The organism is Noviherbaspirillum saxi (genome assembly GCF_003591035.1).
Lineage (GTDB): Bacteria > Pseudomonadota > Gammaproteobacteria > Burkholderiales > Burkholderiaceae_D > Noviherbaspirillum > Noviherbaspirillum saxi.
The window spans coordinates 1,172,681-1,188,771 of record NZ_QYUO01000001.1 but is presented as its reverse complement, the minus strand read 5'-3'; the positions used below and the strand labels follow the sequence as shown (position 1 = coordinate 1,188,771).

At 58.6% G+C, this 16,091-nt stretch carries 12 protein-coding genes; 3 read left to right on the top strand and 9 right to left on the bottom strand.

The window, feature by feature from the left end; translation table 11 throughout:
* Positions 1 to 67 precede the first annotated feature (67 nt).
* Positions 68 to 1,192, top strand: coding sequence for a 2-aminoethylphosphonate--pyruvate transaminase (locus D3871_RS05690; RefSeq protein ID WP_119768006.1), 1,125 nt, complete (start codon positions 68 to 70; stop codon positions 1,190 to 1,192).
* 49 nt (positions 1,193 to 1,241) lie between these two features.
* Here D3871_RS05690 and D3871_RS05685 read toward each other — a convergent pair whose 3' ends face one another.
* From D3871_RS05685 to prpB, 6 genes are all read right to left on the bottom strand, one after another.
* Positions 1,242 to 2,117 (bottom strand): DUF4743 domain-containing protein, encoded by an 876-nt coding sequence (locus tag D3871_RS05685; RefSeq protein WP_119768005.1) that lies wholly within the window; start codon positions 2,115 to 2,117, stop codon positions 1,242 to 1,244.
* Between the two features lie 13 nt (positions 2,118 to 2,130).
* Entirely contained in the window at positions 2,131 to 4,017 is a 1,887-nt protein-coding gene (locus tag D3871_RS05680) for a propionate--CoA ligase (protein ID WP_119768004.1), read from the bottom strand.
* A 178-nt stretch (positions 4,018 to 4,195) separates the two neighbouring features.
* Positions 4,196 to 5,386 carry a 2-methylaconitate cis-trans isomerase PrpF gene (gene prpF, locus D3871_RS05675; RefSeq protein WP_119768003.1) on the bottom strand — a complete coding sequence of 397 codons (1,191 nt, stop codon included), beginning with the start codon at positions 5,384 to 5,386 and terminating at the stop codon, positions 4,196 to 4,198.
* 154 nt (positions 5,387 to 5,540) lie between these two features.
* Positions 5,541 to 8,141: a Fe/S-dependent 2-methylisocitrate dehydratase AcnD gene (acnD, locus tag D3871_RS05670; protein WP_119768002.1), complete on the bottom strand. Its 2,601-nt coding sequence runs from the start codon at positions 8,139 to 8,141 to the stop codon at positions 5,541 to 5,543.
* Complete coding sequence (prpC, locus tag D3871_RS05665) at positions 8,142 to 9,296, bottom strand: bifunctional 2-methylcitrate synthase/citrate synthase (RefSeq protein ID WP_119768001.1); 1,155 nt, start codon at positions 9,294 to 9,296, stop codon at positions 8,142 to 8,144. It abuts the gene before it with no gap.
* A gap of 52 nt (positions 9,297 to 9,348) precedes the next feature.
* Positions 9,349 to 10,239 (bottom strand): methylisocitrate lyase, encoded by an 891-nt coding sequence (gene prpB, locus D3871_RS05660; RefSeq protein WP_119768000.1) that lies wholly within the window; start codon positions 10,237 to 10,239, stop codon positions 9,349 to 9,351.
* 207 nt (positions 10,240 to 10,446) lie between these two features.
* Here prpB and prpR point away from each other — a divergent pair, with 207 nt between their 5' ends.
* Entirely contained in the window at positions 10,447 to 12,099 is a 1,653-nt protein-coding gene (prpR, locus tag D3871_RS05655) for a propionate catabolism operon regulatory protein PrpR (RefSeq protein ID WP_119767999.1), read from the top strand.
* A 7-nt stretch (positions 12,100 to 12,106) separates the two neighbouring features.
* On the opposite strand, the gene D3871_RS05650 is transcribed toward prpR, so the two are convergent.
* Complete coding sequence (locus D3871_RS05650; RefSeq protein WP_119767998.1) at positions 12,107 to 12,748, bottom strand: glutathione S-transferase family protein; 642 nt, start codon at positions 12,746 to 12,748, stop codon at positions 12,107 to 12,109.
* Positions 12,749 to 12,787: 39 nt separating this feature from the next.
* Between D3871_RS05650 and D3871_RS05645 the strand changes: the two genes are divergently transcribed.
* The gene (locus tag D3871_RS05645; protein ID WP_119767997.1) at positions 12,788 to 12,973 is read left to right on the top strand and encodes a DUF1289 domain-containing protein; all 186 of its coding nucleotides are present in this window, start codon (positions 12,788 to 12,790) and stop codon (positions 12,971 to 12,973) included.
* A 24-nt stretch (positions 12,974 to 12,997) separates the two neighbouring features.
* Here the strand turns inward: D3871_RS05645 and cls are convergent, their stop codons facing one another.
* Positions 12,998 to 14,239 carry a cardiolipin synthase gene (cls, locus tag D3871_RS05640; protein ID WP_420799626.1) on the bottom strand — a complete coding sequence of 414 codons (1,242 nt, stop codon included), beginning with the start codon at positions 14,237 to 14,239 and terminating at the stop codon, positions 12,998 to 13,000.
* Positions 14,240 to 14,517: 278 nt separating this feature from the next.
* Positions 14,518 to 16,071 (bottom strand): nitrogen regulation protein NR(I), encoded by a 1,554-nt coding sequence (gene ntrC, locus D3871_RS05635; protein WP_119769915.1) that lies wholly within the window; start codon positions 16,069 to 16,071, stop codon positions 14,518 to 14,520.
* Positions 16,072 to 16,091 lie beyond the last annotated feature (20 nt).

Below are 16,091 nucleotides of genomic sequence, written 5' to 3'. Positions count from 1 at the left end.
GCCGAGCATGCACCGTAGCTCATTCAGTTTGTTTCACCCCGCTGTTTTTTAATCAAGGATGAAAATCATGAGTTTAGTTAGCCGCGATCCCGTACTACTCACGCCAGGACCATTGACCACTTCTCTGCAGACAAAAAACGCGATGCTGCGCGACTGGGGATCATGGGATGCCGCGTTCAATGCGGTAACCGCAAAGATACGCAAGCAGTTGCTCGATATCGTGAACGGCCATGAAACGCATGTCTGCGTACCGATGCAAGGCAGCGGCACGTTTTCGGTGGAAGCTGCATTCAATACGCTGGTGCCGCGCGATGGTCATGTACTGGTACTGATCAACGGTGCCTACGGCAAACGCATGGCAAAACTGGTCAGCATGATGGGTCGCAAAGTCACTATCTTCGAAACACCGGAACATGTGCCGACCACATCGCAGGACGTCGAACGTCTGCTGTCCAGCGACACGACCATTACCCATGTCGGCCTGATCCATTGCGAAACCAGTACCGGCATCCTGAACCCGCTGCAAGAGATTGCGGACGTGGTCAAGCTCCATGGAAAAAGCCTGATCATCGATGCAATGAGTTCTTTCGGTGCACTCGAAATCGACGCGAAAAAGGTCGCCTTCGACGCAGTGATTGCTGCCAGCGGCAAATGCATCGAAGGCCCGCCGGGAATGGGATTCGTGCTGGCACGCAAAAGCGTGCTCGAACGCTGCGAGGGTAATTCCCTATCGCTGTCGCTCGATCTGTACGATCAATGGACATACATGGAAAAAACCACGCAATGGCGCTTTACGCCGCCTACGCATATCGTGCTGGCATTTCAGGAGGCGCTCAACCAGTTCTTTGCGGAAGGCGGTCAACGCGCCCGGCTGGCCCGTTATACCAAGAACTATGAAACGCTCATGGCAGGCATGAACGAGTTGGGATTGAAGCAGTTCCTCGATCCAGGGATCCAAGCGCCGATCATCGTCACCATTCATGCGCCTGACAGTGAACGCTACAGCTTCAAGGATTTCTACAATCGTGTCCGCGACAAAGGCTTCATTTTGTATCCTGGAAAACTGACGCAAGCCGAGACTTTCCGTGTCGGTTGTATTGGGGCTATCGGTGTAGCGGAAATACGCCAGGCAATCAATGCCATGCGCGATGCGTTGACGGAAATAGGTATCAACGAAGCGATCGCTGCCTGATCTCCATAGTGGTGTTCTCCAGTGTCTTCGGAGCTTGGAGCGGGGTCATTCACGATCCCGCTCTTTTTTCACCGCGATGAACCAGCTTGCATAGCGGCAGATAGCCGGGCACGTCGGGCGATATAAATCCGCTGCGCAGCAAGAAATCGGTGATGACGAAACTTGCTTCGACAGTCACCTCGTCGCTGCTGCCGATAAGCTCGATAACATCCTGCAAAGGCAGGCGCACGAACTCTTGGACCTCGCCATCGTGGTTATTGGGTACAAAGTCTTTCGACACTACCAGATCGTGCGTGAAAAGAATTTCGTCATGCACGCCCTCGGGCACTTCGCGTCGGACATGAACCGCGCCGGCAGGTCGTGCCTGGCTCGCCAGGTCGGCGGGCATGCCGGCTTCTTCGAAGCATTCCTTTATCAAGGTTGCAGTGATGCCCATGCCGTTACCAAGGCCGCCGCCCACGATCGTGTCATAGCATCCGGGATCGGTAGCCTTATTGTGACTGCGGCGCGCCAGCCACATTTCACCGGATCGATCGAAGTCAGTAAGCGCATTCAGGTGCACCGCATGTAGCGTTAGTCCGAAGTGCCTTAAGGCAGCACGCTCGATATGAAACAACGGTGCCTCACCAAAAACCGCAGCTACGGCGACACTTTCATTCCGCCAGCCGGCAACTAATCCGTCGCGATGCATCGCATGCGCTACATGCGTAATGGCGTCGGTGCGCGCCGTGGGCGTTGTCAAACCCGGCGCGAATTCGACCTGGTGCGGCATGACCGAAAAGATATCCGGCCAGCGCTTTAACCTCTCAGCGGTCTCGTGACGAACCTGTCCGACGGCATGCTGCTGCACCAGAAAAGACCGGTTGTTGCCGGACGGCGGGACGCAACGTCGCCGCAGGCGTTCGTATAGTCGATACAGCGACATGGATGAAAGAATGCTATTCCGTCAGCACCGACCGAATCTGCTGCAGCGATGCCGGATCTTCGATCGTCGTCAGGTCTCCGGGATCGCGGCCTTCGCAGATCGCCTGTATCGAGCGACGCAGCAGTTTTCCGGAACGTGTCTTGGGCAGCAACGAGACGAAGTGCACGCGCGCCGGTCTGGCAACTGCGCCTAACTGCTTGTCTACCACGGCCATCACCTCTGCTTCCAGCGCCTTGCGTCCCTCGGCGGTCGCGACGGCATCCCCGTTTTTCGGAATCGCAAAAGCAACCGCAACCTGCCCCTTGAGCTTGTCTTCGACGCCGACCACGGCAACTTCGGAGACGTTCGGATGGCTGGAAATGCTTTCCTCGATTTCGCGCGTGCCCAGCCGATGCCCGGCGACGTTGATCACATCGTCGGTGCGGCCCAGAATGAAGTAATAACCGTCAGCGTCGCGTATGCCCCAGTCGAAGGTCGAGTACACCTGTTCCTTGAAGTTCGACCAGTAGGTTTTGACGAAACGCTCGTCGTCGCCGTATACGGTTTGCATGCATCCCGGCGGCAGCGGGCCTTCGATCACCACCACACCCTTTTCATTCGGGCCGCATTCGGCGCCGGTCGATTCGTTGAGCAGCTTAACCTTGTAGCCATACATCGGAACGCCTGGACTGCCCAGTCGTGTTGCCTTGTCTTCGATACCGCGTGCAATCGACAGGATCGGCCAGCCAGTTTCGGTTTGCCAGTAATTGTCTACGATGGGCACGCCGAGTTCCGATGCGATCCATTGCGACGTTGTTTCGTCGAGCGGTTCGCCTGCAAGATAAAGCGCCTTCAGCGACGACAGGTCGTACTTCTTCATGAATTCCGGCGGCTGCTTTTTCAGTACGCGCACTGCCGTCGGTGCGGAGAACATCCGCGTAACCTTGTACTTTTCGACGATGCTCCACCAGATGCCGGCATCGGGACGGATCGGCAAGCCTTCGTACATGACGGTCGCCATGCCTGCGATCAGCGGGCCATAGACGATATAGGAATGCCCCACGACCCAGCCGATATCCGAGGTGGAAAAATAAGTCTCGCCCGGATTACCGCAAAAGATATGCTTCATCGAAGCAGCCAATGCGACTGCATAACCGCCGACATCGCGCTGCACGCCTTTCGGCTTGCCCGTGGTGCCTGAGGTATAGAGGATATAGGAGGATTCGTTGGACTCCAGCCAGGTGACCGGCACCTCGGCATGCATATGCTGCTCGCGCAGCGCTGCGTACGCGACATCGCGCCCTTCAACAATGGACATGGGCACGAGCTCTCGATCGACCAGCAGCACATGGGCAGGCTTGTGTTGCGCAAGCTTGATTGCCTCGTCGAGCAAGGGCTTGTATGCCACTGCCTTGCCTGCGCGTGAACCCGCATCGGCCGAAACGATGAGCACCGGCTTGGCATCATCGATACGCGTGGCGAGACTGTTGGCCGCGAAGCCGCCGAACACGACGGAATGTACTGCGCCGATACGCGCACAGGCCAGCATGGCGAACGCCGCTTCAGCGACCATCGGCATGTAGATCAAAACGCGATCGCCCTTGCTAACGCCAAGCGATTGCATCATCGCTGCCGCACGCATGACTTCCGCCTGCAGTTCCTTAAAGCTGTAAACCTTTTCCGTGTCGGTCTCTGTCGAGATCGCAATCAATGCCGGCTTGTCGCCCTGGCTTGCCACCCATCGATCGACTGCGTTATGGCACAGGTTGGTCTTGCCGCCGACAAACCATTTCGCGAAAGGCGGTTTGGAATGGTCCAGCACTTGGGTGTAAGGCTCGTTCCAGTCGATACGCTTGGCTTCCTGGTCCCAGAATGCTTGCGGATCATCGATCGATTGCTGGTAGAAATCCGAAAAATTCATGGCGTCTCCTATTTGATTGACATCCGTGCGTGGCGGGATGCCGGCGGTTTCTCATTCTTCAAGTATGGATTCGATCACTTACTAAGCACTTACGCACAGCGGCCGTCAACGTAAAAAAAGCGCCGCGACAAACTTGCCGGGGCGCTTTTTTCCGGTTCACCACCGTACGGTGATGAGATCAGAATGCATCGCCGGGCACGCGTACCCATCCTTCCATCAGCACGCGTGCGCTGCGACTCATGATGGCCTTGGTCACGCTCCATTCGCCGTCGGCTTGAGTAGCCTCCGCGCCGACGCGCAAGGTGCCCGACGGATGGCCGAAGCGCACTGCATTGCGCGCGTCGCCGCCGGCGGCAAGATTCACCAGCGTGCCCGGTATTGCCGCGGCGGTACCGATGGCAACGGCGGCCGTTCCCATCATGGCGTGGTGCAGCTTACCCATGGAAAGCGCCCGCACATGCAAGTCGATATCGCCGGCGCTGACCTGCTTGCCGCTGGAGGATACGTAATCGCTCGGTTTCGCGACAAACGCGATCTTCGGCGTGTGCTGGCGTTTCGCGGCTTCATCGACATTCTTGATCAGACCCATGCGCAGTGAGCCGTAAGCGCGAATCGTCTCGAACATGGCGAGAGCCTTTGCATCGCCATTGATGGCATCCTGCAATTCGGTACCGGTGTAGCCGATCGCGTCGGCATTTACGAAGATAGTGGGAATACCGGCATTGATCATGGTTGCCTTGAGCGTGCCGATGCCTGGCACCTCAAGATCGTCGACCAGATTTCCGGTCGGGAACATCGCACCGCCTGCGCCCTCTTCCTCGGCTGCCGGGTCCATGAATTCAAGTTGTACTTCTGCGGCCGGGAAAGTGACGCCGTCAAGTTCGAAGTCACCGGTTTCCTGCACCGCGCCATTGGTGATCGGCACATGCGCAATGATGGTCTTGCCGATGTTCGCCTGCCAGATGCGCACGGTCGCGGTGCCGTTCTGCGGCACGCGGCTGGCGTCGATCAGGCCGTTGCTGATGGCAAATGGTCCAACGGCGGCAGAAAGGTTGCCGCAATTGCCGCTCCAGTCGACAAATGGCTTGTCGATCGACACCTGGCCAAACAGATAATCGACGTCGTGATCGGGCTTGCTGCTCTTGGACAGGATGACCGTCTTGCTGGTGCTGGAGGTGGCCGCACCCATGCCGTCGATCTGCTTGCCGTAAGGGTCGGGGCTGCCGATGACGCGCATCAGCAGGGCATCGCGCGCCGCGCCCGGCACCTGTGCGGCTTCGGGTAAATCCTGCAGGCGGAAGAACACGCCTTTGCTGGTGCCGCCACGGATGTAGGTGGCGGGGATTTTGATTTGGGGGGTGTGGGGCATCGTATGATTTCCTGAAATTCGAGAGGTAGTTACTCCCGCATGAGTTAGGGTGGGGGTAGTGACGTTAAACCATCGCAGTACGAAATTTGTACCTCCCTACCCCCATCCCAGCCTTCCCCCTGCTAGGGGGAAGGAGCCCTACGCATGTTGCTTGTTAAGCAGCTTTCGCGTCGGACGATGCGAGGAAGTCCTGCGCGAAACGCTGCAACACGCCGCCTGCATCGTAGATCGATACTTCTTCCGCAGTATCGAGACGGCAGGTCACTTGCACTTCCACGCGCTCGCCGTTCTTGCGGTTGATCACGAGGGTAAGGTCCGCGCGCGGCTTGCGTTCGCCGATGACGTCGAAGGTTTCGGTACCGTCGATGTTCAGGCTCAGGCGGTTCACACCCGGCTTGAACTCGAGCGGCAGCACGCCCATGCCAATCAGGTTGGTGCGATGAATGCGCTCGAAACCCTCGGCAACGATGGCTTCCACACCGGCAAGGCGTACGCCCTTGGCGGCCCAGTCGCGCGACGAGCCCTGGCCGTAATCGGCGCCGGCAATGATGATCAGCGGCTGCTTGCGCTCCATGTAAGTCTCGATGGCTTCCCACATGCGCGTGACCTCGCCTTCCGGCTCGATACGCGCCAGCGAACCCTTCTTGACCTTGCCATCCACGACTGCCATCTCGTTCATCAGCGTCGGGTTGGCGAAGGTCGCACGCAGCGCGGTGAGGTGATCGCCGCGATGCGTTGCATAGGAATTGAAGTCTTCTTCCGGCAGACCCATCTTCGCCAGGTATTCGCCCGCTGCACTATCGAGCAGGATCGCGTTGGACGGCGACAGGTGGTCGGTGGTGATGTTGTCGCCGAGCACGGCCAAGGGGCGCATGCCTTTGAGCGACCGCTCGCCAGCCAGCGCACCTTCCCAGTACGGCGGACGGCGGATATAGGTGCTCTGCGGGCGCCAGTTGTACAGCGGGCTCACCGATTCCGTAGCCTCGCCCTTCCTCTCGAACATCGGGATGTAGACGTTGCGGAACTGCTCCGGCTTCACGCTGGACTTGACGATGGCATCGATCTCTTCATCCGATGGCCAGAGGTCCTTCAGCATGATCGGCTTGCCATTGGCATCGGTACCGAACGAATCCTTCTCGATATCGAAGCGAACCGTGCCGGCGAGCGCATAGGCCACCACCAGCGGAGGCGAAGCCAGGAAGGCTTGCTTCGCATACGGATGGATACGGCCGTCGAAGTTGCGATTGCCGGACAGCACAGCAGTCGCGTAGAGGTCGCGGTCGATGATCTCTTGCTGGATCTTGGGATCGAGTGCACCGGACATGCCGTTACAGGTGGTGCAGGCAAAGGCCACGATGCCGAAGCCCAGGTTTTCCAGTTCCTGCTTCAGTCCGGCTTCTTCCAGATACAGCTCAACGGTCTTGGAGCCGGGCGCCAGCGAACTCTTCACCCATGGCTTGCGGGTGAGGCCAAGTTTGTTGGCATTGCGCGCCAGCAAGGCGGCGGCGATCACATTGCGCGGGTTGCTGGTGTTGGTGCAGCTGGTAATCGCCGCGATGATCACTGCGCCGTCGGGCATCTGGCCGGGGACTTGTTCCCACTTGCCGGCGATGCCCTTGGCAGCGAGGTCGGTCGTCGCCACGCGTGCATGCGGGTTGGACGGGCCGGCCATATTGCGCACGACGGTCGAGAGGTCGAACGTCAGCCCGCGCTCGTACTGCGCGTTCTTCAGCGTGTCGGACCACAGGCCGGCTTCCTTGGCATAGGTCTCGACCAGCTTCACGTTTTCGTCAGAGCGACCAGTGAGCCTCAGGTAGTCGAGGGTTTGCTGATCGATCGAGAACATCGCGGCGGTAGCGCCGTACTCGGGGGCCATGTTGGAAATGGTTGCACGGTCGCCCAGCGTCAGCGATAAAGCGCCTTCGCCGTAGAACTCGAGGTAGGCGCCAACCACCTTCGACTTGCGCAGGAACTCGGTAAGCGCCAGCACGATATCGGTGGCAGTGATGCCCGGCTGGCGCTTGCCCGAAAGTTCCACACCGACGATTTCCGGCAGGCGCATCCAGGAGGCGCGGCCCAGCATGACGTTCTCGGCTTCGAGGCCGCCCACGCCGACGGCGATCACGCCGAGCGCATCGACGTGCGGCGTGTGGCTGTCGGTGCCGACCAGGGTGTCGGGGAAGGCAACGCCATCCTGCGCATGGATCACCGGCGACATCTTCTCCAGATTGATCTGGTGCATGATGCCGTTACCAGCCGGGATCACGTCGACGTTCTTGAACGCCAGCTTGGTCCAGTCGATGAAGTGGAAGCGGTCTTCGTTGCGGCGATCTTCGATGGCGCGATTCTTTTCAAACGCTTGCGGATCGTAGCCACCGCACTCGACAGCCAGCGAGTGGTCGACGATCAGCTGCACCGGGACGACGGGATTGACCTTGGCGGGATCGCCGCCCTGGTCGGCAATCGCGTCACGCAAGCCGGCGAGATCAACCAGCGCGGTCTGGCCGAGAATGTCGTGACAGACGACGCGCGCGGGGAACCACGGAAAATCGCGCTCGCGCTTGACCTCGATGATCTGCTTCAGGCAGTCGTTGAGGATCGCGGGGTCACAGCGGCGCACCAGGTTCTCGGCATGCACACGTGAGGTATACGGCAGCGTTTCCCAAGCGCCCGGCTGGATGGCTTCGATCGCGGCGCGCGTGTCGAAGTAATCCAGATTGGTACCGGGCAAATTTTTGCGGTAGGCGGTGTTCATTTACTTGCGTTCCTTGATCGGTACGAACTTCAGATCTTCCGGCCCGACGTAGTTCGCGCTCGGACGGATGATCTTGTTGTCGATGCGTTGCTCGATGATGTGCGCAGCCCAGCCGGAAGTACGGGAGATCACGAACAGCGGTGTAAACATCGCAGTCGGTACACCCATCATGTGGTACGACACAGCGGAGAACCAGTCGAGGTTGGGGAACATTTTCTTGATGTCCCACATCACGGTTTCAAGGCGCTCGGCGATGTCGAACATCTTGGTCGAGCCGGCTTCCGTGGACAGGTTGCGCGCCACTTCCTTGATCACCTTGTTGCGCGGATCGGAAATGGTGTACACCGGATGGCCGAAGCCGATGACGACTTCCTTGTTCTCGACGCGGCGACGGATGTCGGCTTCCGCTTCATCCGGATTGTCGTAGCGCTTCTGGATTTCAAATGCGACTTCATTCGCGCCGCCATGCTTGGGACCGCGCAGCGCGCCGATCGCGCCAGTAATGGCCGAATACATGTCAGAGCCTGTGCCAGCCACGACGCGTCCGGTAAACGTCGATGCATTGAATTCGTGCTCCGCATACAGGATCAGCGACGTGTGCATTGCCTTTTCCCACATGGCGGATGGCTTCTTGCCATGCAGCAGATGCAGGAAGTGGCCGCCGATCGATTCGTCGTCGGTTTCGACTTCGATCCGCTTGCCGTTATGGCTGAAGTGGTACCAGTACAGCAGCATCGAACCCAGCGATGCCATCAGGCGGTCGGCGATGTCGCGCGCGCCCGGTGTGTTGTGGTCATCCTTTTCGGGCAACACGCAACCGAGCACCGACACACCGGTGCGCATCACATCCATGGGGTGCGAGGAAGCGGGCAGCGTCTCAAGGGCTGCCTTCAGATTGGCCGGCAAACCGCGCAGCGATTTCAGCTTGGCCTTGTAGCCTTTCAGTTCGGCTGCGTTCGGCAGCTTGCCATGCACCAGCAGGTGGGCGATTTCCTCGAACTCGCAAGTGTCCGCCACGTCGAGAATGTCATAGCCGCGATAGTGCAGGTCGTTACCGGTCTTGCCTACTGTGCAAAGGGCGGTATTGCCGGCGGTAACGCCGGACAGTGCAACCGATTTCTTGGGCTTGAAGCCTGCGGCTTGTTGTTCGCTCATTAAAAGTCTCCTGGATCAAAAATAATCTTGCGTATTACTAGGCGTTACTAAGTTATTTGGCTTTTTGCTGGGCAAACAGCGCGTCGAGCTTTTGCTCGAAGTCGTGATAATTGATGCGGTCATACAGTTCCATCCGGGTCTGCATGGTGTCGACCACATTCTGCTGCGTGCCGTCGCGACGAATTGCGTTGTACACGTTCTCGGCAGCCTTGTTCATCGCGCGGAAGGCGGACAAGGGATACAGCACCAGTCCCACGTCGACGGCCTTGAGCTGTTCGACCGTGTACAGCGGCGTTGCGCCGAACTCGGTGATGTTCGCCAGCACCGGCACCTTCACTGCGTCCGCGAACGTTTTGTACATTTCGAGCTTGGTGATCGCCTCCGGGAACACCATGTCGGCACCCGCCTCCACGCATGCCTGGGCACGATCAAGCGCAGCTTCCAGTCCTTCGACCGCGAGCGCATCGGTGCGTGCCATGATCACAAAGTTTTCATCGGTACGCGCATCGACAGCGGCCTTGATGCGGTCGACCATTTCCTGCTTGCTGACGATTTCCTTGTTGGGACGATGGCCGCAGCGCTTGGCGCCGACCTGGTCTTCAATGTGGATGGCGGCCGCGCCGAACTTGATCATGGACTTGACCGTACGTGCGACATTGAATGCGGAAGAGCCGAATCCGGTATCGACGTCGACCAGCAATGGCAGGTCGCAAACGTCGGTAATGCGGCGCACGTCGGTCAAAACGTCGTCGAGATTGGAAATGCCGAGATCGGGCAAACCGAGCGAGCCGGCCGCGACGCCGCCGCCGGACAGGTAGATTGCACGGTAACCGGCGCGCTTGGCCAGCAGAGCGTGGTTGGCATTGATTGCGCCGACGACTTGCAGCGGGGATTCTTCCTTTACGGCCTGACGAAACGCTGCTCCAGCGGATTGGACAGTCATGTTTTTACCTTCCTGAGATGTTTCATGAGTTTGCATGCTGCCTCCTTATTGCAAGCGGTGTGCCACACAGGAAAGTTTTTGCAGAATATTTTTATTTTTATTAAAAATCAATATGTTATAGATTAAAGAAAAGGTAATCTGAAAAATATCTGAGCAGCCATGTTTCAATCCACGTTACACTTGAAACATCGCAATGAAACATGAAACATGAGACCGCGCAGCCATCCCTTACCCGATCCGAATGAGAAACCGGTCATTTGGACCGTGGCCATCTCGCGTTTATCCGACCTGTTTCGGGATATCACGCTGGAATTCGACGATCGGGCCAGCATAGAACCGATCAATCTCGGCTTCGAAGACGCGGTACGCCATATTCGTGAACGCATGGAAACCGAGCGCTGCGATGCGGTCATTGCCGCCGGCTCGAACGCGGCTTACCTGAAGGGGCGTTTATCGCTGCCCGTCGTCATTGCCAAAGCCAGCGGTTTCGATGTCATGCAGGCACTAGCCCGGGCGCGCAAGATCACCTCGGCAATCGGTCTGATCACCTATCAGGAGCCGATGCCGGAACTGGTCGAATTCCAGACCACTTTCGGTCTGCAAATCGTGCAACGCACCTATGTGACCGAAGAAGATGCGCGCGCGCAGATCAATGAGCTCAAGGCCGCAGGCATCAAGGCCATCGTCGGCGCCGGACTGATCACCGATCTGGCGGAAGAAGCCGGCCTTGCAGGTGTTTTCGTGTACTCGGCGGCATCGATACGGCAAGCCTTCGAAGACGCGCTGGAACTGGCACGTTTCACGCAGCTCGAATCCGGACGGGCGCGCGCCAATCCGCTTGCCGATGCCTTGCGCGCCAAGCATGGATTGAACGACTTGCGCGGCGACTCCGCGGCGATGCAGGCGGTGCGCCACTCGATCGAATTATTTGCCAAATCCCCGGCGACCGTACTGATCCACGGTGAAACCGGCACCGGCAAGGAGCTTGCAGCCCAGGCGATCCACCGCGAAAGCCAGCGCGCGCGCCAACCGTTTGTTGCAATCAATTGCGGCGCGGTGGCCGAATCCCTGCTTGAGTCGGAATTGTTCGGCTATGAAGAAGGCGCGTTTACCGGGTCGCGGCGTGGAGGCCATGCCGGCTTGTTCGAAGCCGCCAATCGCGGCACGCTGTTCCTCGATGAAATCGGCGAGATGCCGCTGCAATTGCAGACGCGTCTGTTGCGCGTACTGGAAGAACGGGAAGTGGTTCGCGTCGGCGGCACCCGCCCGATCGCGGTGAATGTGCGCATCATCAGTGCCACGCATTGCGATCTCGACCAGCGCGTGCGCGATGGACGCTTTCGGGCTGACCTGTTCTACCGGCTCGGCGTACTGCGCCTGACGCTGCCTCCGCTGCGCGAGCGCACGGAAGACCTGGCATCGCTGGCCGAATGGGGATTGAAAAACGCATTGGCTTCGCTGGGCACGCGGCCGCATGCGAATCTGCACGCGGAAATTCTCGCCTGTGTGCCGCTGTTGGCCAGTTATACGTGGCCGGGCAATGTGCGCGAGTTGCGCAATCTGATGGAGCGCGTGGCCCTGTTTCTTGCAGCGGAACCGCTGCAGGCCTTGTCGCCGGGGTTCATTACGGCGGTCGCGCCTGAACTGGTTTCCGTTTCAAGTCCGACGGCTGCGCCAGCGTTTCGGCCAACGGCCGTGACGCTGGACAACGCATCATCACCGCCCTTGCCGGCTAGCTATTCGGAAACGGTTCACACGGTACTTGCGCGCTTTGGCGGCAACCGGGAAGCCGCCGCGAAACATCTAGGGATCAGCCGTACTACCTTGTGGCGTCGCCTGAGTCGAGATGATCCGCGATGAAACGGGATTAAAACAACGGCTCGCTTAAACCTTCCTGCTCGAATGCGCGCATGACGGCTGGCCGCTCCACCATCCGCTGCAGGAAGCGGCCAAGATGTGTGCGATTGCGCGCCGGGTGCATCATCATCCTGGTCCACCTCGACAACATCATCAGATAGGGATCCACCGCCGTATACTGCTGGCCAAGCAGATAAGGCCCACCGTGCTCAGCCAGCGTCCGGTCAAGCAGGTCCAGCATCGCACTTACCCGTTGTTCAGCATGCTGCTTGACATCTGCGGCACCAGCCTCGCTACTGGCCAGCCGCTCAGGGTAGAAATAGGTGAGCAACTCGGCTTGCAAGGTATTGGTCAGATACATCAGCCACTTGTAGAAATGCGCACGTTCAGCCGTGCCGAGTGCCGGCGCCAGCCCGGCTTCAGGATGCCGATCTACCAGGTGGAGACAAATGGCCGCCGTTTCAAACAGCACCAGGTCGCCATCAACCAGCACGGGAATACGCCCGGTCGGATTCAACCGCAAATATTCTTTGCCTTTGTGCGCATTGTTGTCCCGGTCAATCAGCACCAGCTGGTACGGAACTGACAATTCTTCGAGCAGCATGTGTGGCGCGAGATTCGCGTTACCGGGATAGTAGTAGAGCTGGTACAAGGTTTTGCCCTATCATTGGTGGTTTGGGACCTCTATTCTATGCAAAAACCTTCCCGCCCTGACACGCCCTGTGTTGCCGTTTGTTCTACCACCTTCGATGATATCTGCCGCGGGTGCGGTCGTACGGTTGCCGAAGTGGCAAACTGGGTGTTCATGACTGAAGAAGAAAAAGCACAGGTGTGGACGCGGATCACGGCAGAAGGTTATCCGCGCCGGCAGTCCTGAATGGCAAACCTGCCTTGACAGCCGTCAGAGCTGGCTGCCTAACAGCGAAGATGCGTGCTCCATCAGCTTTTCATTCCATGGCCGATTGCGCCACTGTTCCAGCGTGACGCGACGCGCCTTCATCACATCCTGTTCGAACTCTTTCGTCATTTCAGCCGCGAAGCCCGCATCGTAAATATTCAGGTTGGCCTCGTCGTTCAGACGAAACGACCTGTTATCGAAATTGGTCGAACCGGTCGACACGAGAAATCCATCCACGATCATGATCTTGCAATGAAACATTGTCGGTTGGTATTCATAGATCTCGATGCCTGCCTCCAGCAACTGTCCCCAACGCGCCCGTGACGCGCGCCGCACGACACTCGCGTCGATTTTTTCGCCCGGCGTGATGATCCTGATCTTGACGCCACGCTTCGCGGCGGCAGAAAGTGCATTGAGCGCCAATTCATCGGGAACGAAATAGGAACTCGACAGCAGAATCGATTTCTGCGCCGATGCAATCGATAACAAGTACATGAGATGCATGCTTTCGCTGCCGCCGGTTGGCGAACTGCTGAACATTTGCGCCGGCATCGTGCCGGCATTGTCGATCTTGGGGAAGTAATCCTCCGCATGCAGCACGCGCCCGGTCGCCTTGATCCAGTTGTCGAGAAACACCGCCTGGAACTCGGATACGGCCGGTCCCTGCACGCGGAAATGCGAGTCGCGCCAATGCTCCTTGTCCTGCGCGTCGCCATCCCACTGGTCGGCAATGCCTACGCCACCGGTAAAGCCGACGAGTCCGTCGACCACCAGCAGTTTGCGGTGGGTTCGGTTATTCAAGCGCGCCAGGTTATACCAGTGCGGCTCGTGATAGCGTTCGACCTCGACACCGCCCCGGCGCATTTCTTCCAGCAGCGATTCATCCATTTTCGCGCTGCCTATCCAGTCGAGCAGCACATGCACCTTGACGCCAGCCTGGGCACGCTCGCGCAGCGCTTCGGCAAAACGCTTGCCGACATCGCCGGACCAATAAATATAGGTTTCAAAGGTAATGGTCTTGCGCGCGGAGCGAATCGCTTCCAGCATCGCTGGAAAGATTTCAATGCCATTTTCCAGATGCTGAACCGAATTGCCCTCGATGATGGTTGGCCCGAGAAGCACGCCCATGGAGCGCAGGTACTGCGCATCGGTAACGCCGTAAAGACTTTCCACCCGCGTTTCGATGCGTTTCTCGCCCTCGGCCAGGTTCACCGCAAGCAGTGTCGCCGCCAGTGTAAGAAGCACTGCGGCTCCAAGGTGAATGAGGTGGAAGCGGCGTTTCACAAAAGCAGAGTACCTGGATGCATTACATGGGAATAACAGACCGATAGGACTACTGTATTACCTGCAACATCCTGGTGCCTTGCGATTTGTAAAGCTTCATGCCGGTGCGCAAAGGTGCCCGATTTGGAGCATGCGTGAAGAAGGTTTCAATTCGTAAGGGTACTTGCCGATGCGAAATACTTCCGGGAACTGCTGCACGGGACGGCACTATCAAATACGCCGTCCTGTGACAAGGTCGGTTACTCTTCCTTGGCGCCGTCTATGCCAAGTTCATGGATCTTGCGTGTAATGGTGTTGCGACCGATGCCGAGTCGTATAGCGGCATCGTTCTTGCGACCATGCGTATGCTTGAGCGCTGTCTTGATTAGGGCGGATTCGAATTGGCGACCCAGGGCGTCCATGACTTCAGGCTGCCCGGCGGCAAGCATGTGCGCGGCCTCGGACTCCAGCAAGGCAATCCATCCAGCCTTGTCGGCCACCGCATTGGCATGACCATTGACTGGTGGTGCGGATTGAGGAAAGGCCGGAAAATTCGACTCTGGACTGCTGGCCGAAGAATTCTCGGCCGTAGCCGACATCATCGGCATTGGCATGGCGGCGGGGGCAGACGACAAGGCCACCGGCGTTGTGGAAAATTCCTGTCCATGGGTCAAGTCATGCGGCATATCCTTGACCTCGACGGTCTGTCCGGGCGCCATGACGGTGATCCAGTTGCAGAGATTCTCGAGTTGCCGGACGTTGCCGGGAAGGTCGAGACTGGCGAGAAAATGCATGGCGCTGTCCGACATGCGCTTGGCCTCGACGCCGAGCTGCTTGGCGCTCTGCGCAAGGAAATGCCGGGTCAGCAAGGGAATATCTTCACGCCGTTCGCGCAGGCTGGGCAAACGCAGACGGATGACATTGAGCCGGTGATACAAGTCTTCGCGGAACAAGCCTTCCTTGACGCGCTGTTCCAGGTTCTGATGGGTTGCAGCGATGACACGGACATTTGCCTTGAGCGGCTGATGTCCGCCGACACGATAGAAATGGCCGTCGGACAGCACGCGCAGCAAGCGCGTCTGCAGGTCGAACGGCATGTCTCCGATTTCATCGAGGAAGAGCGTGCCGTTCTCCGCCTGCTCGAAGCGGCCGCGCCGTGTCGCCTGCGCGCCGGTGAACGCACCGCGTTCATGCCCGAACAGCTCCGACTCGAGCAAGTCTTTTGGAATCGCTGCGGTATTGAGCGCAATATAGGGTTGCGTCGCACGCGGGCTGTGCTTGTGCAATGCACGGGCGACCAGTTCCTTGCCGGTGCCGGATTCGCCGGTGATGAGCACGGTCACATTGGATTGCGACAGCCGGCCTATCGCGCGGAACACATCCTGCATGGCCGGCGCCTGCCCGAGAATCTCGGGTGTTTCGGCTGCCGCCTGTTCGACGCCTGATTCCCGCAGGCTTTCTTCCAGCGCACGCCGGATCAGCTCGACGGCCTTGTCGATATCGAAAGGCTTGGCGAGGTATTCGAATGCGCCACCCTGGAACGCGGCGACCGCCGAATCGAGGTCAGAGAAGGCAGTGATGACAATAACCGGCAGGCCGGGATGCTTGGCCTTGACCGCTTGCAGCAGTTCGAGCCCTGACTCGCCCGGCATGCGGATATCGGACACCAGCACCTGCGGCACGCTGGTCTGCAGCGCATCGAGCGCCTCGCGCGCATTGGAGAAGCTTTTCGTAGCGAGATTTTCGCGGGCCAGCGCTTTCTCTAGTACCCAGCGAATTGATTCATCATCATCGACAATCCAGATCGGCTTCATATTTTCTTGTGCATCCTGCG